Source organism: Streptomyces iconiensis (assembly GCF_028657195.3).
GTDB lineage: Bacteria > Actinomycetota > Actinomycetes > Streptomycetales > Streptomycetaceae > Streptomyces > Streptomyces iconiensis.
Genome location: NZ_JANCPR020000041.1, coordinates 49,938 through 71,651 on the forward strand (window position 1 = coordinate 49,938; position 21,714 = coordinate 71,651).

The window sequence follows — 21,714 nt, forward strand, 5'->3', positions numbered from 1 at the left end:
GGGAGGTATTCCACCCCATTGGGGTGGGACGCGGCGCGTTACGCCCCCTCCCCGCGCGACCCCAAATGGCGTCGGCTAGGGTTTGGTCCGCATAAACATCCAAACCCCTGCCCGCGCCTGGGCCGGCGCCCGACCACGTAAGAGGGCCGCGCCCGACCAACGCGGGCGAGACTCTCGGGAAGGCGCTACGTGAGTCCCAACGGCTCCGACCTCCCCCTCAGCCGCAGGGCGGCCGAGGGCGGCACCCCCACGTCGCGGCGCCCGATGCGGCGGAAGCTGCAACAGGCGCTGGCCGCGGGCCTGGTCCTGGCGACCGCGACCGGTTGCACTTCAAAGGACTTCCCCCGCCTCGGAATGCCCACCCCGGTAACGGACGAGGCGCCGCGGATCCTCTCCCTGTGGCAGGGCTCGTGGGCGGCTGCGCTCGCCGTGGGCGTGCTGGTCTGGGGCCTGATCCTGTGGAGCGTGTTCTTCCATCGGCGGGCGAGGACCAAGGTCGAGGTACCTCCGCAGACGCGGTACAACATGCCCATCGAGGCGCTGTACACGGTTGTCCCCATCATCATCATCGCGGTGCTCTTCTACTTCACCGCACGGGACGAGACCAAGCTTCTGGAGACTTCCAAGAAGCCTGACCACGTGGTCAACGTCGTTGGCTACCAGTGGAGCTGGGGCTTCAACTACGTCGAGAACGTCGATGGGGACACCTCCACCGACAGGACGGGCAGCAAGGATCTCCAGGCCATTCCGGACCGGATGGCCAAGGGCTTCCCCAAGGGCGCCGAGGGCGTCCACGAGGTCGGTACTCCTGGAGAGCGGAACCCGCAGAACAACAACCCGGGCCCGACACTGTGGTTGCCCAAGGGCGAGAAGGTCCAGTTCATCCTGACCTCTCGTGACGTCATCCACTCCTTCTGGGTCGTCCCGTTCCTGATGAAGCAGGACGTCATCCCGGGCCACGTCAACCGCTTCGAGGTGACCCCCAACAAGGAGGGCACCTTCAAGGGCAAGTGCGCCGAACTCTGCGGCGCCGACCACTCCCGGATGCTCTTCAACGTGAAGGTCGTCTCCCCGGAGCGTTACCAGAAGCACCTGGAGGATCTGGCAAAGAAGGGCCAGACCGGATACATCCCGGCGGGTACCGCCAGCACGGGCGGCGCCAAGAATGCGGAGACGAATAACCCGTGAGCATCCTCAACGAACCCCAGGGTGCCGCCGCCGCGACGGCCGAGGCAGCACCACCCCCGCGCCCCAAGCGGCCCGGCAACATCGTGGTCTCGTGGCTGACGACCACGGACCACAAGGTCATCGGCACCCTCTATCTGGTCACGTCGTTCCTGTTCTTCTGCCTCGGCGGCATCATGGCGCTCTTCATGCGCGCCGAGCTGGCCCGCCCGGGCATGCAGATCATGTCGAACGAGCAGTTCAACCAGGCGTTCACCATGCATGGCACGATCATGCTGCTGATGTTCGCCACTCCGCTGTTCAACGGCTTCGCGAACTGGATCATGCCGCTCCAGATCGGGTCCCCCGATGTGGCCTTCCCGCGGCTGAACATGTTCGCGTACTGGCTCTACCTCTTCGGCTCCCTCATCGCGGTCGGTGGCTTCCTCACCCCGCAGGGCGCGGCCGACTTCGGGTGGTTCGCCTACTCGCCGCTCTCGGACGCGATCCGCTCGCCGGGCGTCGGCGCCGACCTGTGGATCATGGGCCTGGCCCTCTCCGGCTTCGGCACGATTCTCGGCTCGGTCAACTTCATCACGACGATCATCTGCATGCGCGCTCCAGGCATGACGATGTTCCGCATGCCGATCTTCACCTGGAACGTGCTGCTCACCGGTGTCCTGGTGCTGCTGGCCTTCCCGGTGCTCGCCGCCGCGCTCTTCGCGCTGGAGGCGGATCGAAAATTCGGGGCACACGTCTTCGATGCCGGAAACGGAGGAGCGTTGCTGTGGCAGCACCTCTTCTGGTTCTTCGGCCATCCAGAGGTGTACATCATCGCGTTGCCGTTCTTCGGAATCGTCTCGGAGATCATCCCCGTCTTCAGCCGTAAGCCGATCTTCGGTTACATCGGTCTGGTCAGCGCGACCATCGCGATCGCCGGTCTGTCGGTGACGGTCTGGGCGCACCACATGTACGTCACAGGTGGCGTGCTATTGCCCTTCTTCTCCTTCATGACATTCCTGATCGCGGTTCCAACGGGAGTGAAGTTCTTCAACTGGATCGGCACGATGTGGAAGGGCTCCTTGTCCTTCGAAACGCCGATGCTATGGACCGTCGGATTCCTGATCACCTTCCTCTTCGGTGGTCTGACCGGCGTCATCCTGGCCTCGCCACCGATGGACTTCCACGTCTCCGACTCGTACTTCGTCGTGGCGCACTTCCACTACGTCGTCTTCGGCACCGTGGTCTTCGCGATGTTCGCCGGATTCCACTTCTGGTGGCCCAAGTTCACCGGCAAGATGCTCGACGAACGGCTCGGGAAGATCACCTTCTGGACCCTCTTCGTCGGCTTCCACGGCACCTTCCTGGTCCAGCACTGGCTGGGCGCCGAGGGCATGCCGCGCCGGTACGCGGACTACCTGGCCGCCGACGGCTTCACGGCGCTGAACACCATCTCGACGATCAGCTCGTTCCTGCTGGGCCTGTCGATGCTGCCGTTCTTCTACAACGTGTGGAAGACGCACAAGTACGGCAAGAAGGTCGAGGTGGACGACCCGTGGGGCTACGGCCGTTCGCTCGAATGGGCGACGAGCTGCCCGCCCCCGCGGCACAACTTCCTCACGCTGCCGCGCATCCGCTCCGAATCGCCCGCGTTCGACCTGCACCACCCCGAGATCGCCACGCTCGACCAGCTTGAGCACGGCTCGGACGACAAGGCGCTCGCCGGCAGCAAGGAGGCCGGGAAGTGAAGATCCAGGGCAAGATGTTCCTGTGGCTGTCGCTGTTCCTCCTGGCGGTGGCGGTCGTCTACGGACTGTGGTCCAAGGAGCCCGTGGGCACCACGGGGCTCTTCCTCGCCTTCGGCCTGTCGATCATGATCGGCTACTACCTGGCGTTCACCGCGCGCCGGGTGGACGCGGGAGCGCAGGACAACAAGGACGCCGATGTCGCGGACGATGCCGGTGAGGTGGGCTTCTTCAGCCCGCACAGCTGGCAGCCGCTGGCGCTCGGTCTCGGCGGAGCCTTCGCCTTCCTGGGCGTCGCACTCGGCTGGTGGCTCGTGTACGTCTCGGCGCCGCTGCTCCTGATCGGCCTCTTCGGCTGGGTCTTCGAGTACTACCACGGCGAGGACCGCACGCAGTAAGCAGCAGATCAGCGAAAAAGCAAGGGTCGGCCCCCGGACACTCCGGGGGCCGACCCATTTGTATGCGCCCAGCAGGCCCGAATTGACGATTATTCATATTTTGGGCCCATGAGTCACAGGCCGGACAGAACCAAGCGACGGGCGGTGATGAGCTGCGCCACGCTGCTGGCGCCCCTGACCGTGGGGCTCACTGCCTGCGGCGGCGGCAGCTCGGACCCGCTCGCCTCCACCCCGTACGACGCCTCGGACGCCGTCACCGTCAGTGCCGGAGACGACGACCGCACCGTGAACCCCGATCAGCCTCTCGAAGTGACAGCGGAGAACGGCGAGGACACCCTCACCGACGTCTTCGCGACCGACGCCGCCGGCCGGGTGCTGCCCGGCGAGCTGTCGGCGGACAGCAAGCGCTGGCGCAGCACAGGCCCCCTGGCCGCAGGGGTCCGCTACAACGTCCAGATCAGCACGGAGAACGACGAGGGCGCCCCAGGGCGGCGCACAACGCGTTTCGAGACCAAGCCCGAGGGCAAGCGCCTCAAGGTCAAGCTGGGCCCTGACAGCGGCACATACGGCGTCGGAATGCCTCTGACGGCGGAGCTGAGCCACCGGGTCAAGAACCCCGGGCAGCGCGAGATGATCGAGCGCGCGCTCAAGGTGAACTCCAACCCGCGTGTGGAGGGCGCCTGGCACTGGGTGGACAGCAAGGAGCTGCACTTCCGCCCGCGTTCCTACTGGCCGGCGCACGCCACCGTCACCCTGCGCTCCAACCTCAAGGGCCTGAAGATCCGCGACGGGCTGTACGGCGGTGCGGCCAGACCCGTACGGATGAAGACCGGCGACAGGGTCGAGGCCATCGCCGACGCCTCGTCGCTGGTGATGAAGGTCAAACGCAACGGGAAGACCGTCCAGAGCATGCCCATCACCACGGGCAAGGCGGGCTACAGGACGCGCAACGGGATCAAGGTGATCCTGGCCAAGGAATCCTTCGTACGGATGACGAGCGCCAGCATCGGCGCCTCCGACTTCTACGACCTGCCGGTGTACTGGGCGACCCGCCTGACCAACAGCGGGGAGTACGTGCACGGTGCCCCCTGGTCGGTCGGCTCCCAGGGCGTCTCCAACGTGAGCCACGGCTGTACGGGCCTGAGCAGCGGGAACGCGCGCTGGTTCTTCGACAGCGTCCGGCAGGGCGACATCGTCCAGCACGTCAACACGTCGGGCGAGAGCATGGCGCCCTTCGGCAACGGCTTCGGGGACTGGAACCTGTCCTGGAAGAAGTGGCGCAAGGGCAGTGCCGTCGAGGGCGACAAGCGGGAGGGCGCGACCCCCGCCGACACGGCGAGGCTGCGCCCCCGCGTGTGAGCCGCGCGAAGCGGCACGAGTCCGGGACGCCGGGGGCGTCCCGGACTCCGTCAGGTGTGGGCGAGCGGGGCGCCGTTACCCTCGCGCAGCAGGCCAGCCAGGGCCTCGGCGAGCGCGACGGGGTCCACGGGGTGCGAGACGGTGGCCTCGGCCCTGCTCCAGGTCGCCAGCCAGGCGTCCTGCGGGCGCCCGATCAGCAGCAGCACGGGCGGGCACTCGAAGACCTCGTCCTTGATCTGCCTGCACACGCCCATGCCGCCGGCCGGAGCGGTCTCGCCGTCCAGGACGCACACGTCGATCTTCCGCTCCTCAAGGGCCGTCAGTACGGCGGGAAGCGTCGCGCACTCCAGGTATTCGACGGGGGGCACGTCGGTGGCGGGCCTGCGGCCTGCGGCGAGCCTGACCTGCTCGCGGGTGGTGGCGTTGTCGCTGTAGACCAGCACCGTGGCGGTCGGCTGCATCGTTCCTCCGCGTTCGGGTCGGGTTCGGGTCGCGTGGAGCACCGGAGCACAGGCGTACCGGGTGTCTCCATGGGCGGCTCGCGTCGGATGCTACTCCTTCCGACGCACCGTCAACAGCGGTTCGTACGGGCCGATGCTGGGCCGTATGAGCAGGGCACGGCGGTCACTGGAGGCCCTGACACACCGAACGGGACCCCCCGAAGTGAGGCCGGGATAAGCGACCGACATAATGTCGGTCGTGGCGACAGCAACAGCAGTAGAAACCGGGCACGCGCACCCATCGGTCAACCGGCCGAACCTCACCAGCGTCGGAACCATCATTTGGCTGAGTTCCGAGCTGATGTTCTTCGCGGCCCTCTTCGCGATGTACTTCACCCTGCGATCGGTGACAGGAGCCGAGTACTGGAAGGAGCACGCGAGTGCGCTGAATCTCCCCTTCTCGGCGACGAACACCACGATCCTGGTGCTCTCCTCCCTTACCTGTCAGCTCGGCGTTTTCGCCGCCGAGCGCGGGGATGTGAAGAAGCTCCGGGCGTGGTTCATCGTCACCTTCATCATGGGTGCGATCTTTATCGGTGGACAGGTCTTCGAGTACACGGAGCTGGTCAAGGAGGGCACGTCCCTCTCGTCCAGCCCCTACGGCTCGGTCTTCTACCTGACCACCGGCTTCCACGGGCTTCACGTGACGGGCGGCCTGATCGCATTCCTGTTCGTCCTGGGGCGGACATACGCGGCCAGGCGGTTCACTCACCACCAGGCCACCGCTGCCATCGTCGTGTCCTACTACTGGCACTTCGTCGATGTCGTCTGGATCGGCCTCTTCGCCACGATCTACCTGATCAAGTAAGAGATCGCGGCGCGGTCCTGCCGGTTGCCGGACCGCGAGACAGACGGACACGTAAAGCATCGACGCAGAAGATCCTGACACCGGGGTAATCCGTGAAAAAGCTCTCCGCACGACGGCGCCATCCGCTGGCGGCGCTCGTCGTTCTACTCTTCGCGCTGGCGGCCACCGGGGGGCTGTACACCGCGTTCGCCCCTGCGGGTGAGGCCAAGGCCGACAAGGGGTCGAGTCAGTCCCTCGCCATCGAGGAGGGCAAGAAGCTCTACGACGTCGGCTGCTCAAGCTGCCACGGAACCGGCGGCCAGGGGACCAGCGACGGTCCGAGCCTGGTCGGCGTCGGCGCCGCCTCGGTGGACTTCCAGGTCGGCACCGGGCGCATGCCGCTCCAGCAGCAGGGTGCACAGGCGCCGAAGAAGAAGCAGGTCTACGACCAGGACGAGATCAACCAGCTCGCTGCCTACGTCGCTTCTCTTGGCTCCGGCCCCTCCCAGCCCACGAAGAAGCAGTACGACCCGAACGGATCGGACGTCGCCAAGGGCGGCGAGCTGTTCCGGACGAACTGCGCCCAGTGCCACAACTTCACCGGTGAGGGCGGCGCCCTCACTCATGGGAAGTTCGCTCCTGACCTCGGTGACGTGAGCGAGAAGCACATCTACGAGGCCATGCAGACCGGTCCGCAGAACATGCCCTCCTTCCCCGACACGGTGATGCCGGAGAAGGACAAGCGCGACATCGTCGCGTACGTGAAGACGGTCAACAGTGACAAGTCCGAGAGCCCGGGCGGCTTCAAGCTCGGTGGGTTCGGGCCCGTCAGCGAAGGCATGTTCGCCTGGATCTTCGGCCTCGGTTCGATGGTCGCCGTCGCCGTCTGGGTCGCCGCTCGGACCGCAAAGGCCAGGAAGTCATGAGTAGCGAGACTGGACCACACGAGAACGTGTCAGACGAAAACCTGCCCAGTGCGCAGGAACCAGGCCATGGCGCGGTGGCGCGCAAGGACGATCCGTTCGCGGACCCCGGGCTGCCGCCCCATGAGCCCCGTATCCAGGACATCGACGAGAAGGCAGCGAGGCGCTCCGAGCGTGCCGTCGCCTTCATGTTCACGCTGTCCATGCTGGCCACGGTGGCGTTCATCGCCTCCTACGTGGCCTTCCCGATCGACAAGATCATCTTTGTCTGGCCGCTCGGGCATGTCAGCGCGCTGAACCTGGCCCTGGGGCTCACCCTCGGTATCGCCCTGTTCTGCATCGGCGCCGGCGCGGTCCACTGGGCCCGCACGCTGATGTCGGACGAGGAAATGATCGACGAGCGGCACACCGTCGCCGCCGAGCCCGCGGTCCGCGAGCAGGTTCTCGCCGACTTCAAGCAGGGTGCCAAAGAGTCGGCCATGGGCCGCAGGAAGCTCATCCGCAACACGATGTTCGGTGCGGTGGCGCTCGTGCCGCTCTCCGGCGTCGTCCTGCTGCGTGACATGGGCCCGCTGCCCGAGGACAAGCTGCGGCACACCGCGTGGGCCAAGGGCAAGCTGCTCGTCAACGAGAACACGAACGAGCCGCTGCGGCCCGAGGACATCGCCGTCGGCTCGCTGACCTTCGCCCGGCCCGAGGGCCTGGAGCACCACGACGAGGACTTCCAGCAGGAGATCGCCAAGGCGGCCCTGATGCTGGTCCGGATCGAGCCGAAGGACATCAAGGACAAGCGCGAGCTGGACTGGTCGCACGACGGGATCGTCGCGTACTCGAAGGTCTGCACGCACGTCGGCTGCCCCGTCAGCCTGTACGAGCAGCAGACGCACCACGTGCTGTGTCCGTGTCACCAGTCGACGTTCGACCTCTCGGACGGTGCCCGCGTGCTCTTCGGGCCCGCAGGTCACCCGCTGCCGCAGCTCAACATCAGCGTCAACAAGGACGGCTACCTCGAAGCGCAGGGCGACTTCGCGGAGCCCGTCGGTCCGGCCTTCTGGGAGCGCGGATGAGTACTGCAACCGACACTCCGGGCAGCGCGGCTGCCGGGGAGAAGAAGAAAGCACCCGCGGGTGAGCGGGTCGCTGACTGGGCCGACGGACGGCTGGGCATCTTCAGCCTCGCCAAGGCCAACATGCGCAAGATCTTCCCGGACCACTGGTCCTTCATGCTGGGTGAGGTCGCGCTCTACAGCTTCATCATCATCATCCTGACCGGTGTCTATCTGACGCTGTTCTTCCACCCGTCGATGAACGAGGTGGAGTACCACGGCCCGTACGTGCCGATGCAGGGTGTGCAGATGTCCGAGGCGTTCGCCTCGACGCTGGACATCAGCTTCGACGTACGCGGTGGTCTGCTCATGCGGCAGATCCACCACTGGGCGGCGCTGATCTTCCTCGCGGCGATGTTCGTGCACATGATGCGCGTCTTCTTCACGGGGGCCTTCCGCAAGCCGCGCGAGGTCAACTGGCTGTTCGGCTTCCTGCTGTTCGTCCTGGGCATGTTCACCGGCTTCACCGGTTACTCGCTCCCCGACGACCTGCTGTCCGGCACCGGTGTCCGCTTCATGGAGGGCGCGATCCTGTCCGTGCCGATCGTCGGCACGTACCTCTCGATGTTCCTCTTCGGCGGGGAGTTCCCCGGGCACGACTTCATCGCCCGGTTCTACTCGGCGCACGTGCTGCTGTTGCCAGGCATCATGCTGGGCCTGCTGGTGGCGCACCTGATCCTGGTCTTCTACCACAAGCACACCCAGTTCGCGGGCCCTGGACGTACGAACAAGAACGTCGTCGGCATGCCGCTGCTGCCGGTCTACATGGCCAAGGCCGGAGGCTTCTTCTTCCTGGTCTTCGGTGTGATCTCGGCGGTCGCCGCGCTCTTCACGATCAACCCGATCTGGGTGCTGGGCCCGTACCGGCCCGATCAGGTGTCGACGAACGCGCAGCCCGACTGGTACATGGGCTTCCCCGAGGGGCTCGTCCGTGTGATGCCTGGCTGGGAGATCAACGTCGCGGGCCACTCGCTCGTGCTGGGCGTGTTCATCCCGCTGATGATCCTGCCCGTGGTGCTCGGTGCGATCGCGGTCTATCCGTTCATCGAGTCGTGGGTCACGGGAGACAAGCGCGAGCACCACATCGCGGACAGGCCACGGAACGCGCCGACGCGTACTGGCTTCGGTGCCGCCTGGATCGCCTGGTACTTCGTGCTGCTCGTGGGCGGTGGTAACGACCTCTGGGCGACGCACTTCCACTTGTCGATCAACGCGATCACGTGGTTCGTGCGCATCGGATTCTTCGTCGTACCCGTCATCGTCTTCGTCATCACGCGGAGAATCTGTCTCGGATTGCAGCGCCGCGACCGCGACAAGGTGCTGCACGGGCGGGAGTCCGGCACCATCAAGCGGCTGCCGCACGGCGAGTTCGTGGAGGTCCACGAGCCGCTCAACCAGGAACAGCTGCACACGCTCACGGCGCACGAGCAGTACCAGCCGGCCGAGATCGGTCCCGGGACGGACGAGAACGGCGTCGAGCGGAAGGTCTCGCGCGGGCAGAAGATGCGCGCGAAGCTGTCGAAGGGTTACTTCGGGGAGTCGGGTCAGATCCCCAAGCCGACCAGCGAGGAGTACCGCGAGATCGAAAGCGGACACGGGCACCACTAGCCCGGCGCACGGCTGAATCGCCACACACGGAGGGGGTTCGCGGGGTTTTCCCCGCGGGCCCCCTTTGGCGTGCCAGGGGGTCGGGCTTCGCGAAGGGGCGGGGCGCGGCGGTGCCCGTGCTCGATATGGTGGGCACACCCTCCCCCGGTCTGCGGCCGGGAGGTGTCCCCAACGACTGCCAGGAAGTGGTTCCCATGAGCGCTGCTGCACCCGCCGGAGGCGACACCGTGGCGGCGCGTACCTGGCCGGACGTACTGGGGGCCCTGCTGGCCGGCGAGGACCTGTCGGCCGGCGCGACCGAGTGGGCCATGGACCGCATCATGAGCGGCGAGGCCAGCGACGCGCAGATCGCCGGGTTCGCGGTGGCGCTGCGGGCCAAGGGCGAGACGGTCGAGGAGATCTCGGGGCTCGTCAGCGCGATGTACGAGCACGCGAACGTGATCGAGGTGCCGGGGCCCTCCGTGGACATCGTCGGGACCGGCGGCGACCGGGCGAGGACCGTGAACATCTCCACCATGTCGGCGATCGTCGTCGCGGGTTCCGGGGTGAAGGTCGTCAAGCACGGCAACCGCGCGGCCTCCAGCGCCAGCGGGGCCTCCGACGTGCTGGAGAAGCTCGGGGTCAACCTGGAGCTGTCGCCGCGCCGGGTGGCCGAGGTGGCGGCCGAGGCCGGGATCACGTTCTGTTTCGCGATCAGGTTCCACCCCTCGCTGCGGCATGTGGCGGTGGCACGCAAGGACCTGGGGATCCCGACCCCGTTCAACTTCCTCGGCCCGCTGACCAATCCGGCCCGCGTGCGCGCGCAGGCGACCGGGGTCGCGGACGCGCGGATGGCGCCGATCATCGCCGGGGTGCTGGCGGCACGCGGTTCGTCCGCACTGGTCTTCCGGGGTGACGACGGACTGGACGAGCTGACGACGACGGCCACGTCGACCGTCTGGGTCGTACGGGACGGGCTCGTACGCGAGGAGAGCTTCGATCCGCGTGACGTGGGGCTCGAACTGGTGCCGGTCGAGGCGCTGCGCGGCGCCGACGCCGCGTACAACGCCGATGTGGCACGCAGGCTGCTGGAGGGCGAGCGCGGGCCCGTACGGGACGCTGTGCTGCTGAACTCGGCCGCCGCGCTCGTGGCGCTCACGCCCACGGAGGCGCCGCTGGCCGAGCAGCTCGCCGCCGGTATGGAGCGCGCGGCGCACTCCGTCGACTCGGGTGCGGCGCGCGCCACGCTGGAGCGCTGGGTGGCCGCGAGCGCCAAGGGCTGAGCCGACGTTCCGCCCGGCCGGGGCCGCGTGCGCCGGCCGGGCGGTGGTGCGCCCGGTGCCTGTTCACTGCTTGTACGCGGCCTCCAGGGTCGGTACGTCGATCTTGCGCATGCCGAGCATGGCGCGGGTGACGGCGCCGGCCTTGGCCGGGTCGGGGTCCTTGAGCAGTTCGATCAGGCGGCGCGGGACGATCTGCCAGGACAGGCCGTACTTGTCCTTGAGCCAGCCGCACTGGCTCTCCTCGCCTCCGTCGGCGGTGAGCCGGTCCCACAGCCGGTCGACCTCGGCCTGCGTCTCGCAGTCGACCTGCAGCGAGATGGCCTCGGTGAAGTGGAACTGCGGGCCGCCGTTCAGGGCGACATAGCCCTGGCCCGCCAGTTCGAAGGCGACGGTCAGCACGGAGCCGGGCTCGCCAGGGCCGTCCGCGCCGTAGCGGGTGATATCGGTGATGCGGGAGTCGTCGAAGAGCGTGATGTAGAAGTTCGCCGCCTCCTCCGCCTGGTTGTCGAACCAGAGACAATTGGTGATCTTCTGCGGCTTCTGCATGGTGGTTCACTCCTTTTCGGGACCCCTGTGCGGACATGTGTGCCGAAGTCTGTCGAATCCCTGTGTGGGCTTCCAGAAGAGAGACCGGTGCTGCCGCAGGAAGTCATCGGCATGTGCGCTACCGGTGCGGCTGGTCCCACGAGAGCCGCCTCTTCTGGATCTTCCTGTACGCGTGCCGCCTGATGAGCATGGTCTGCGCCGACCGGCTCAGCGGCGGTTCTCCGCACTCCTGGAGGGAAGCCCCGTATGGCAGTACCCACCGAACCCGACCTCATCGTGCGCGGCGGTGTCGTGCTCACCCTCGACGGCGCGGGGCGCCGGGTGAGCGCGCTGGCGGCGCGCGGGGGGCGGATCACCGCGCTCGGTGACGACCGGGAGATCTCCGCGCTCGCGGGCCCGCACACCCGGGTACTGGAACTGGAAGGCCGCACGGCCATCCCCGGCTTCATCGAGTCCCACAACCACCCCGTCTTCTTCGGCTTCGCGCTCGCGGCGCCCGTGGACGCCGGGTCGCCGCCCAACGACCGGATCGCCGACATCGCCGAGCGGCTCGCGGTCGCCGTGCGGGAGGCGCCGGCGGGGGAGTGGGTGCGGGGGTTCCGCTACGACCACACGCTGCTGGCCGACCGGCGCCATCCCACGCGGCACGACCTGGACCCCGTATCGCCCCGCCACCCTGTGGTGCTCACCCATGTCACGGGGCACTTCTGCACCGTCAACTCGGCGGCGCTCGCGCTGCTCGGGATCACGGCCGCCACCCCCGACCCGCCGGGCGGCCGTATCGAACGGGACGCCTCGGGCGAGGCCACGGGGGTGCTCGTGGAGACCGCGGCCTTCCTGGTCAACTCCCAGCTGCCCCGGCCCGACGAGGAGACCCTGGCGCACGCGCTGCGGCTGGCCGACAGGGAGTTCCTGGCCAACGGCATCACCACCGTGCACGACACCGGTACGGGGCTCTTCGGCGGCACCGGCGAACTCGCCCTCTACAGGCGGCTGTCCGCTTCGGGCGAGCTGCGCACCCGGGTGCGCAGCTACCTGGCGCACCAGGCGTTCGCCGGTGCGGACGGGCGCATGCCGACGCCGGGCGAGCTGGGCGCCGCCTCGGACGGGGAGCGCTTCAGGCTCGCCGGGGTGAAGATCATCGCTGACGGTTCGATCCAGGGCCGTACCGGCTGCCTCGCCGAGGGCTATCACCAGCACCCCGACGAGCACGGCATGATGCTCCAGTCGCCCGAGCGGCTCGCCGAGATGGTCGCCGACGTGGACGCCGCCGGCTGGCAGGCGGCCGTGCACGGGAACGGTGACGCGGCCATCGAGGCCATCGTGGGCGCCTACCGGCATGTGGACAGCGCGGCGCGGCGGCACCGTATCGAGCACTGCCAGACCGTGCGCGAGGACCAGCTCGACAGGATGGCCGAACAGGGCGTGCTCGCCTCGTTCTTCGTCAAGCACGTCTACTACTGGGGCGACGGCCACCGCGACCTGTGGCTGGGGCCCGAACGGGCGCGCCGTATCAGCCCGTTGGTCTCGGCGCACCGCAGAGGCATCATCTACGGGCTGCACTCGGACACGCCCGTCACACCCGTACCGCCGCTGGAGGGCGTGTGGTGCGCCGTGGCGCGCAGGACGCGCGACGGTCACGAGCTCGGGCCCGAGCAGGCCGTCGACGTCGAACGGGCGCTGCGCGCCTACACGGTCGACGCCGCGCATCTGACGGGCGAGGAGGGCGAGACGGGCACGCTGGAGGCCGGCAAGCTGGCCGACCTGGCGGTGCTGTCCGACGACCCGACGGCCGTCACCACGGAGGCGCTGCGCACGCTGCGCGTCGAGGCCACGGTCGTGGGCGGCGAGGTCGCCTGGAGCGCCACAGGTGAGCTGAGCCCCGCGCTGTGACCGGTGCCGTACGTGCTGTACGTGCTGTACGGAGCTGGCCCAGCGTGCTGGTCGGGCTGGGTGTCCCGGCGTTCGCGCTGCTGGGCGGTGTGACGCTCCTGTCGGGTTCCGGTGCGCGCGTGCTCGGCTGGCCCGCGCTCTACCTGTGGGTCTTCCTCTGTTTTCCGCTCACTACGGTGTGCCTCGCGGTGAGCTGGCGGGTCTTCGACCGGCGGCACTACAGGGAGCCGGAGTCGGAGTCGGGGTCGGGACCGGAGTTGGAGTCGGGACCGGGGCCGGAGTTGGAACCGGGGCCGGAACCGGGGCCGGAGCCGGGGTCCGGGGGAGGGCTGGGGTACGGGCAGGTTCCGGAGCCCCGGCGGAAGCCGGGGGGCGCCTCGTGATCGCCGCCGTCGTCGCGCTCGTACTGGCAGCCGCGATGCTGCTCGCACTGCTGGCCGGGCGGATCAGCAGGGGCGGGGGGATCTCCGAGTTCCTCGTCGGCGGGCGCTCGTTCCCCGCGTGGCTGATCTACTTCCTCGCCGTCGGCGAGGTCTACAGCATCGGCGCCATGATCGGCTTCCCCAGTGGCGTCTACGCCGAGGGGGCCTCGTCGGCCGTCTGGTTCATGGGCTACATCCTTCTCGCCTACGTGCTCGGCTACTTCATCGCACCACTGGTGTGGCGCGCGGGGCACCACTACGACGCGATGACCATTCCGGAGGTCTTCGGGCGGCACTTCCGCAGCAGGGGGATCGAGGTCGTCGCCGCGCTCACCATGGTGGTGGCGCTGATCCCATGGGGGCAGTACCAGTTCATCGGGCTGCGCACGGTGCTCGGCGCCATGGATCTGCGGCTCACCCCGCTCCAGTGCGTGGTCACGGCGGGTGTGCTCGGCTTCCTGTACGTCGCCGTCTCGGGTGTGCGCTCCCCTGCCTTCGTCTCCGTGCTCAAGGACGCGCTCATGGTGCTCGGCGTCGCGGCCGTCGGCATCGCCGCGGTGATGAAGGCGGGCGGCGTCGAGGAGGTCACGGGCGCGCACGCGGTGCCGCTGCCCAGCGTCACGCTCCAGGGCGGTCAGCTCACCTATACGCTCACCACCATCGTCTTCCAGGCCGTCGTCTTCTACCTCGCGTTCGGCGCCGCCTACATCTTCCCCGCCAAGTCCGAGGCGGCAGTGAAGAGTTCGACGGTGTGGATGCCGCTCTACATGCTGATGTTCCCCTTCCTCGTGCTCGCCTCCTACTGGGCGCTCGCGGAGAAGCCGCACCTGAAGGACCCCAACACCGCCTTCATCGCCGCCGCACGCGCGCTGCTGCCGGAATGGCTGGTCGGGTTCGTCGCCGCTGGAGCCGCGCTCAGTGGCGTCCTCGTACTGGCGGTGACGGCGCTCAATGTGAGCGGCGTGGTGACCCGCACGTTGATGCGCGGTGCCCGTACCGACGTCCAGCGGCGCACCTCCACGCTGGTCGTCGCGGGCTTCGTCGTCGTCGCCGCGCTGCTCACGCTGTACGCAGCCGCGCTGATGCTCACCGTGCTCAACCTGACCTACATGCTGCTCGCGCAGCTGGTGCCCGCATGGATCTCCGTGCTCTGGTTCCGCCGTACCTCAGCTGCGGGCGCCGCGTGCGGGATGGCGGTCGGTGTGGTGACGGCGATCGTGCTGTACGTACGCGAGACCGAGTTCGGCGGTGTGAACCCCGGGCTGGTGTCCATGGCGCTCAACGCGGCCGTACTGGTCGTCTGGACGCTCGTGCGGCCCGGCGAGGCGCGCGGCCCCGTGGCGCTGCTGGGTTCACGGGTGCCTGCCGGTGACCGTGCTGTGCCCGCCGACGATGAGGCGGGGCGGCGTCCGGACGCCGCGGTGCAGCCAGACGCGGAGGACACCGCAGGCGCACCGTGAGTAGACGACGACTCCCTCCGTGACCGGGTGCCGGGAGACGGTCTCGTACGGGTCGCGCAGCGGCCAGCCGCAGTCGGCGCAGCGATCTTCGTCCTGGGAGTGAACCATGTCCATGTGCCCAGCCTCACGCCCGCCGGGTGTGCGCGTCCATCGCATCTTTCCGCATGGAACCGTGCGGTGAGGCCACATGGAAGGCCGTCTGCAGGGCCGTCTGCAAGGCCGTATGCAAGGCCGTATGAGAGGCCACATGGAAGGCCGTATGGAAGGCCGCACCATGGGCTCGTGATTGACCTGTGGCCTCCCGCTTCGGCCAACGGCCGCTCCTGGACGGCTCCCTGGGCCTCGCGGTCCCCGTCGACCACCGCCGCCGGGCCGACGCCGCTCCGGGAACGCGCGGCCGAACTCATGCCCGGCGCCGTGCTCACACGGGGAGCGCAGGCCGTGTGAGGAAGAGCTTTCGCCCGCGTTACGTGCTGACACGGTGCGGAAACCGCCGGTTCCTAACGTCGTGACTCCTGCCCAGTGCACGAGGAGGCCGACGTGAGAGAACGGTGGATCACGCAGTGGGAGCCCGAGGACGAGGGCTTCTGGCTGCGGGAGGGCCGGCGGACCGCGCGGCGCAATCTGTACCTCTCCGTGTTCGCCGAGCACATCGGGTTCGCCGTATGGAGCATGTGGTCGGTACTGGTGCTCTTCATGACGCCGGAGAACGGGTTCGAACTGAGCGCCGACGACAAGTTCCTGCTGGTGTCCGTCGTCTCCCTGGTCGGGGCCGTGCTGCGGCTGCCGTACGGGTTCGCGGTCACGCGGTTCGGCGGGCGTACCTGGACGGTGTGCTGCGCGCTGGCGCTGCTGGCGCCGACGCTGCTGGCCGCCGTACTGGTACGGCGGCCCGAGACCCCGCTGTGGGCGCTGCTGCTGTGCGCCGCGCTCGCGGGGCTGGGTGGCGGCAACTTCGCCTCGTCCATGGTCAACATCAACCACTTCTTCCCCGAGCGCGAGAAGGGCTGGGCCCTCGGCCTCAACGCGGGAGGGGGCAACCTGGGCGTCGCCACCGCGCAGTTGCTCGGCCTGCTGGTGCTGGCCACGGCGGGGATCGCACACCCGGAGACCCTGCCGCTGCTGTTCGTGCCCGCGCTGCTGCTCTCGGCGCTGCTGGCGCACCGCAGGATGGACAACCTGGCGACCGCGCGAACCGACCACTCCTCCTACCGCGCCGTCCTGCGAGACCCGCACTGCTGGACCATGTCGCTGCTGTACGTCGGCACGTTCGGGTCGTTCATCGGCTTCAGCTTCGCGTTCGGGCTCGTCCTCCAGAACGACTTCGGCCGCACCCCGGCCGAGGCCGCTGCCCTCACCTTCCTCGGCCCGCTCCTCGGCTCGCTGGCACGCCCGTTGGGCGGCCGGCTGGCCGACATGTGGGGCGGGGCACGTGTGACGGCGTGGACGTTCCTGTTCATGGCGCTCGGCGCCGGGGGCGCGCTGGCCGCCTCAGCGGGGGGCTCCGAGGGCTCGGCGGGGGGCTCGCCCGGCGCCTTCGTGGCAGCCTTCGCCGTGCTGTTCGTCCTCACGGGGCTCGGCAACGGGTCCACGTACAAGATGATCCCCGTCGTCTACGCGGCACGCGCCGAGAGCGCTGCCGAGGCGGGCCGCCGCACGCCGCACGCCGCGCGCGCCGAGGGGCGCCGCCGGGCCGGGGCCGTCATCGCCGTGTCCGGAGCCGTCGGGGCGCTGGGCGGTGTGGGCATCACCCTGGCGTTCCGCCAGTCCTACCGGATGGCCGGGGACGCACTCCCGGCGATCGCCGCGTTCCTGGCCTTCTACGGGCTGTGCCTGGTCGTGACATGGGCCGTGTACCTGCGGCGCCCCGGAGGGTCGGGGTGGGCCGGGTCCGGGGTGCGGGAGCCCGGCGGGGCGCTCGCACCTGGTGAGGCGCTCGCACCTGGTGAGGCGCTCGCACCCGGCGGGGCGCCGGAACCTGACCGGGTTCAGCCGGGTGGGATGCCGGAGTCCGGCGGGGTTACCGGAGTCGGGGCTCCCGGAGTCGGTGGTTCGGGGACGCGTGCCGGGGCCGGCCGGGCCGATGGCGTGGGGAGCGCGGCCTCTTGAGCGGGCACGCGGTGGACGGCACGGCGGCGGACGGACGCGCCGGGGGCGGCACGGCGGCGGGTGTGATGGGGGTGGCCGGTACGGCTGCCGACGGCACGGTGACTGCCGGTACGGCGGCGGGCGGCATGGTGACGGCCCGTACGTCGGCGGGCGGTACGGACGCTGCCGGTACGGCGACGCACTGTCCGTACTGCGCGCTCCAGTGCGCCATGACCCTCACGCCGGGTGCGCGGCCCGGTGTGCTGGAGGTGACCCCGCGCGACTTCCCCACCAACAGGGGCGGTCTCTGCCAGAAGGGCTGGACCTCCGCCTCGCTGCTGACCTCGCCCGAGCGGCTCACAGCGCCCCTCGTACGGGACACGAAGGGCGGGCCGCTGCGGGAGGCCGGGTGGGACGAGGCGCTGGGGCTGGTCGCGGACAGGTTCGCGGCCGTACGCGCGGCGCGGGGTGCCGACGCCGTCGCGGTGTTCGGGAGCGGCGGCCTGACGAACGAGAAGGCGTACCTGCTGGGGAAGTTCGCGCGGGTGGCGCTGGGCACCTCGCAGATCGACTACAACGGCAGGTTCTGCATGTCCTCGGCCGCCGCGGCGGGCAACAGGGCGTTCGGGCTCGACAGGGGGCTGCCGTTCCCCGTGACCGACCTCGACGCCTCGCACGCCGTGGTGCTCGTAGGAGCGAACCCGGCCGAGACCATGCCGCCGCTGATGGGGCACCTGGACCCCGCGCGGCTGATCGTGGTCGACCCGCGCCGTACGGCGACGGCCCAGGCCGCCCTCGAAGGAGGCGGCCAGCATCTGCGCAACGCGCCGGGCACCGACCTCGCGCTCGCGCTCGGGCTGCTCCATGTCGCCCTCGTGGACGGGCATTTGGGCACCACCGAACGGGTCGCGTACCGGAACACGCGTACCCGGGGCTGGGACGACGTACGGCGGTGCGCAGCGCGCTGGTGGCCCGAGCGCACCGAGCGGCTCACCGGTGTCGCCGTAGCCGATCTGCGGCGCGCGGCCGGCACGCTGGCGCGCGCGTCACGCGCCCACATCCTCACGGGGCGGGGCGCCGAGCAGCACAGCAAGGGCGTGGACACGGTCGCCGCCTGGATCGACCTCGCGCTCGCACTAGGGCTGCCTGGCACACCGGGCTCCGGATACGGCTGCCTCACCGGGCAGGGCAACGGGCAGGGCGGGCGCGAGCACGGGCAGAAGGCCGACCAGCTTCCGGGCTACCGCCGTATCGACGACCGCGCGGCCCGCGCCCATGTCGCGGAGGTCTGGGGCGTGGCGCCCGAGACGCTGCCGGGCCCCGGGCGCGGCGCGTGGGAACTGCTGGACGCGCTCGGCACCGCGCACGGGCCCTCGGCGCTCCTGGTGATGGGCTCCAACCCGGCCGTCTCGGCGCCCCGTTCGCGCCGTGTCCTCGACCGGTTGCGCGCACTCGACCTCTTGGTGGTCGCCGACTTCGTACGTTCCGAGACCGCCGAACTGGCCGATGTCGTCCTCCCGGTGGCGCAGTGGGCCGAGGAGTCAGGGACCATGACCAACCTGGAGGGCCGCATCCTGCGCAGGCGCCGCGCCCAGCCGCCCCCGCCCGGCGTCCGTACAGACCTGGAGGTACTACGGGGACTCGCGGTGCGGCTGGGGCGTACGGAGGCCGAGTTCCCCGACGACCCCGACGCCGTGCTCGACGAGCTGCGCAGGGCCTCGCGCGGGGGACCGGCCGACTACTCGGGCGCCGATACGGCACGGCTGGACGCGGGGCATGCCCTGTACTGGCCGGTCCGTGGCGATGCGGTAACGGGTGGTGCGGTCACTGGTGGTGTGGCCACCGGTGGTGCGCTCACCGGCGATGTGACCATCGAAGATGCGGACACCGGCAGTGCGGCCACCGGCGCCACCGGCGGGGAGCCGGGTGCGGGGACGCCGCGGCTCTTCCTCGACCGCTTCGCACACCCCGACGGGCGGGCCCGTTTCATGCCCGTCGAGCACCGCGAGGCGGCCGAAGTGCCGGACGCGGAGTACCCGTTGTACGCGACGACCGGACGCCAGCTCCAGCACTACCAGTCGGGTGCGCAGACCCGCCGTGTGCCCGAACTGGCCGCCGCGGCTCCCGCCGCCTACGTCGAGGTGCACCCGGATACCGCGCGCGGGGCCGGGCTGGCCGACGGTGACCCCGCGCGGATCGTCTCGCGGCGGGGCAGCGTGCTCGCGCGTACGCGTTACGACGCGACGATGCGTGCGGACACGCTCTTCCTCCCGTTCCACTTCCCGGGCGAGGGCGCGGCCAACGCGCTCACCAACCCCGCGCTGGACCCCGTGAGCGGCATGCCGGAGTTCAAGCTGTGCGCCGTACGGCTGGAGCGCGCGGACGGGGACCTTCGTGCGGACGAGGACCTTCGTGGGGACGGATGGGTTGGGGACGGACGTGCCGAGGGCGGCCGTGCCGGGGGTGCTGGGGATGGCAGTACGGGGGGCGGAAGTGCCGGGGGCGGGCGCCTGGGAGACGGTCGCTCAGCGGGCGTTCACCCCGATCGGGGCCTCGATCGGGGCCTCCCGGGGAGTGGGGCAGCCGCATGAGTCGCGCGCTGGACGTCGTGGTCGTCGGGTACGGCATGGTCGGTAACCGGCTCATCGAGGAGGTCGGGCGCCGTGACCCGCACGGTGAGCGCGTACGGCTGACCGTCCTGGGAGCCGAACCCTCGGGCGCGTACAACCGGGTGCTGCTCCCCGGCCTGCTCGCCGGGTCCCTCACGGAGGACGACCTCGCGCTCGGCGGGCCCGCCGGGGGCGGGCACGGGGCTGGGCACGGGCATGGGGCCGGTACTCGTGCGCTTACGGCCCGTACGGGAGCACGTGCCGTGCGCATCGACCGGGCCGCGCGCTTCGTCACCGCCGACGACGGGGCCCAACTCCCCTACGACAGGCTGGTGTTGGCGACAGGGGCCACCGCTGTCGTACCGCCCGTGCCCGGGGTGCGGGATGCCGACGGCGCCCTCGCGCGGGGCGTCGGGGTGCTGCGTACGGTCGTGGACGCGCGCAGGGTGCGGCGCCTCGCCGACCGTGCCCGCGCTCGGGGCGAACGGATGGTGGTGCTGGGCGGCGGCGTGCTCGGGCTTGAGGCCGCGCGGGCCCTGGCAGCACGCGGGGTGCGCGTCACCGTCGTCCACCCGGCAGCGCATGTCATGGACCGTCAGCTGGACGCGGGTGCGGGCCGGGTGCTGGCGCGTTCGCTGCGCCGTACGGGAGTTGAGCCGAGGGCCGGGGCAACGGCCGCACGGTGGGTGCCGGGCGAGGGCCTGCACCTGGAGGGCGGCGAGGTGCTGCGCGCCGCGGGGCTGCTGCTGTGCACGGGCGCGCGGCCCGACACCGCACTCGCGGAGGCGTGCGGCCTGGCGGTCGCGGCGGAAGGGATCGCCGTGGACGACGCGCTCACCACCTCCGACCCGGCCGTGCACGCCCTGGGTGACTGCGCCGACGCTGACCCCGGACTGGTACAGCCAGGCTGGGAACAGGCCGCCGTGCTCGCCGCCCGGCTGACCGGCGACGACCCGTACGCCCGCTATACGGGCACACCCCGCGTGACCCGGCTGAAGGCGGCCGGTATCGAACTCGCGTGCCTGGGCGACCCGTTCACGGAGGACGAGAGCGGCGCCGGTGCGGATGTGGTGGCGGACGGCCCTGGTGGGGTGGGGGACGGACCTGGTGGGACGGGGGGCGGTGCCGGTGGGGTGGAGGACCGTGCCGGTGGGGTGGGGGAGGGCGCTGGTCGCGCTGGGGCCGGTGACGAGGGGTACGGCGCCGGTGGCACGGGCGCCGAGGTGCTGCGGTTCGAGGACCCCGCACGGGAGCGTTACGCGAAGCTGGTGCTGCGGGGCGACCGCGTCACCGGCGCCATTCTGCTGGGCCTGCCCGATGCGGCGGCCGGACTCATCCAGCTCCACGACAGAGGAGCCCCGGCACCTTCCGACCGCCTCGCCCTGATGCTGGGCCGGGCCCTGCCGCCGGAGAGCCCGACGGGCCCGGAAGCACTCCCGGACCACGCGCTGGTGTGCCGGTGCAACAGCGTGACCAAGGGCGCGCTGCGCACCGCCTGGTACGAGGGTGCGCGCTCAGCGCCCGAACTGGCCTCCGCCACCCGCGCCACCACCGGATGCGGTGGCTGCGCGCCCGCCGTCGAGAAGCTTGCGGCCTGGCTGGCCGAGACCGATCCCGTACCGCCGACGACCCGGGGCGCTCAGGCCCCGGACGTGAGCCGGGGCCCGAGTCCGGATGTGAACCGGGGCCTGAGCCGGGACCCGAGCCGGGGCCTGAGCCGGGGCCTGAGCCGGGACCCGAGCCGGGACCCGAGCCGGGGCCTGGGCCCGGACGTGAGCCCGGACTTGAACCCGGACCCGAGCCAGGACCCGAGCCCGACTTCGACTTCGACCGCCACGAGGTGAG

Annotated in this window: 18 protein-coding genes; 16 read left to right on the top strand and 2 right to left on the bottom strand. The window is 70.0% G+C overall.

What is annotated here, in order from left to right; genetic code table 11:
* Window positions 1-189 precede the first annotated feature (189 nt).
* The 4 genes from ctaC to NMN56_RS32040 all read left to right on the top strand — a co-directional run bounded on the left by ctaC (window position 190) and on the right by NMN56_RS32040 (window position 4,666).
* Window positions 190-1,188, top strand: a complete 999-nt coding sequence (gene ctaC, locus NMN56_RS32025; protein ID WP_430542764.1) for an aa3-type cytochrome oxidase subunit II — start codon at window positions 190-192, stop codon at window positions 1,186-1,188.
* Window positions 1,185-2,912: an aa3-type cytochrome oxidase subunit I gene (gene ctaD, locus NMN56_RS32030; protein ID WP_274041858.1), complete on the top strand. Its 1,728-nt coding sequence runs from the start codon at window positions 1,185-1,187 to the stop codon at window positions 2,910-2,912. Before ctaC ends, ctaD begins: the two co-directional genes overlap by 4 nt.
* Entirely contained in the window at window positions 2,909-3,307 is a 399-nt protein-coding gene (locus NMN56_RS32035; RefSeq protein ID WP_274041857.1) for a cytochrome c oxidase subunit 4, read from the top strand. Before ctaD ends, NMN56_RS32035 begins: the two co-directional genes overlap by 4 nt.
* Window positions 3,308-3,415: 108 nt before the next feature.
* Window positions 3,416-4,666: a L,D-transpeptidase gene (locus NMN56_RS32040; protein WP_274041856.1), complete on the top strand. Its 1,251-nt coding sequence runs from the start codon at window positions 3,416-3,418 to the stop codon at window positions 4,664-4,666.
* Window positions 4,667-4,716: 50 nt separating this feature from the next.
* Here NMN56_RS32040 and NMN56_RS32045 read toward each other — a convergent pair whose 3' ends face one another.
* Window positions 4,717-5,127, bottom strand: coding sequence for a hypothetical protein (locus NMN56_RS32045; protein WP_274041855.1), 411 nt, complete (start codon window positions 5,125-5,127; stop codon window positions 4,717-4,719).
* A 229-nt stretch (window positions 5,128-5,356) separates the two neighbouring features.
* Between NMN56_RS32045 and ctaE the strand changes: the two genes are divergently transcribed.
* From ctaE to trpD, 5 genes are all read left to right on the top strand, one after another.
* Window positions 5,357-5,974: an aa3-type cytochrome oxidase subunit III gene (ctaE, locus tag NMN56_RS32050; protein WP_274041854.1), complete on the top strand. Its 618-nt coding sequence runs from the start codon at window positions 5,357-5,359 to the stop codon at window positions 5,972-5,974.
* A gap of 92 nt (window positions 5,975-6,066) precedes the next feature.
* A complete protein-coding gene (gene qcrC, locus NMN56_RS32055; protein WP_274041853.1) occupies window positions 6,067-6,879 on the top strand; it encodes a cytochrome bc1 complex diheme cytochrome c subunit in 813 nt (270 codons plus the stop codon).
* On the top strand, window positions 6,876-7,943 hold the full coding sequence (gene qcrA / locus NMN56_RS32060; RefSeq protein ID WP_274041852.1) for a cytochrome bc1 complex Rieske iron-sulfur subunit: 1,068 nt from the start codon (window positions 6,876-6,878) through the stop codon (window positions 7,941-7,943). Before qcrC ends, qcrA begins: the two co-directional genes overlap by 4 nt.
* The gene (qcrB, locus tag NMN56_RS32065; RefSeq protein WP_274041851.1) at window positions 7,940-9,589 is read left to right on the top strand and encodes a cytochrome bc1 complex cytochrome b subunit; all 1,650 of its coding nucleotides are present in this window, start codon (window positions 7,940-7,942) and stop codon (window positions 9,587-9,589) included. The genes qcrA and qcrB overlap by 4 nt, the downstream gene beginning before the upstream one ends.
* Window positions 9,590-9,783: 194 nt before the next feature.
* Window positions 9,784-10,851 carry an anthranilate phosphoribosyltransferase gene (gene trpD, locus NMN56_RS32070; RefSeq protein ID WP_274041850.1) on the top strand — a complete coding sequence of 356 codons (1,068 nt, stop codon included), beginning with the start codon at window positions 9,784-9,786 and terminating at the stop codon, window positions 10,849-10,851.
* A gap of 63 nt (window positions 10,852-10,914) precedes the next feature.
* Here trpD and NMN56_RS32075 read toward each other — a convergent pair whose 3' ends face one another.
* Entirely contained in the window at window positions 10,915-11,397 is a 483-nt protein-coding gene (locus tag NMN56_RS32075) for a VOC family protein (protein ID WP_274041849.1), read from the bottom strand.
* A gap of 246 nt (window positions 11,398-11,643) precedes the next feature.
* Between NMN56_RS32075 and NMN56_RS32080 the strand changes: the two genes are divergently transcribed.
* The 7 genes from NMN56_RS32080 to NMN56_RS32110 all read left to right on the top strand — a co-directional run bounded on the left by NMN56_RS32080 (window position 11,644) and on the right by NMN56_RS32110 (window position 21,713).
* Window positions 11,644-13,290, top strand: a complete 1,647-nt coding sequence (locus NMN56_RS32080) for an amidohydrolase (protein WP_274041848.1) — start codon at window positions 11,644-11,646, stop codon at window positions 13,288-13,290.
* Window positions 13,291-13,334: 44 nt separating this feature from the next.
* Window positions 13,335-13,673, top strand: a complete 339-nt coding sequence (locus NMN56_RS32085; RefSeq protein ID WP_274041847.1) for a DUF3311 domain-containing protein — start codon at window positions 13,335-13,337, stop codon at window positions 13,671-13,673.
* Entirely contained in the window at window positions 13,670-15,172 is a 1,503-nt protein-coding gene (locus tag NMN56_RS32090; RefSeq protein WP_274041846.1) for a sodium:solute symporter family protein, read from the top strand. Before NMN56_RS32085 ends, NMN56_RS32090 begins: the two co-directional genes overlap by 4 nt.
* 282 nt (window positions 15,173-15,454) lie before the next feature.
* Window positions 15,455-15,619, top strand: coding sequence for a hypothetical protein (locus NMN56_RS32095; RefSeq protein WP_274041845.1), 165 nt, complete (start codon window positions 15,455-15,457; stop codon window positions 15,617-15,619).
* A gap of 93 nt (window positions 15,620-15,712) precedes the next feature.
* Window positions 15,713-17,281, top strand: a complete 1,569-nt coding sequence (locus NMN56_RS32100) for an MFS transporter (protein WP_274041844.1) — start codon at window positions 15,713-15,715, stop codon at window positions 17,279-17,281.
* 125 nt (window positions 17,282-17,406) lie between these two features.
* Entirely contained in the window at window positions 17,407-19,851 is a 2,445-nt protein-coding gene (locus NMN56_RS32105; RefSeq protein WP_274041963.1) for a molybdopterin oxidoreductase family protein, read from the top strand.
* Window positions 19,848-21,713, top strand: a complete 1,866-nt coding sequence (locus tag NMN56_RS32110) for an FAD-dependent oxidoreductase (protein ID WP_274041843.1) — start codon at window positions 19,848-19,850, stop codon at window positions 21,711-21,713. The genes NMN56_RS32105 and NMN56_RS32110 overlap by 4 nt, the downstream gene beginning before the upstream one ends.
* Window position 21,714 lies beyond the last annotated feature (1 nt).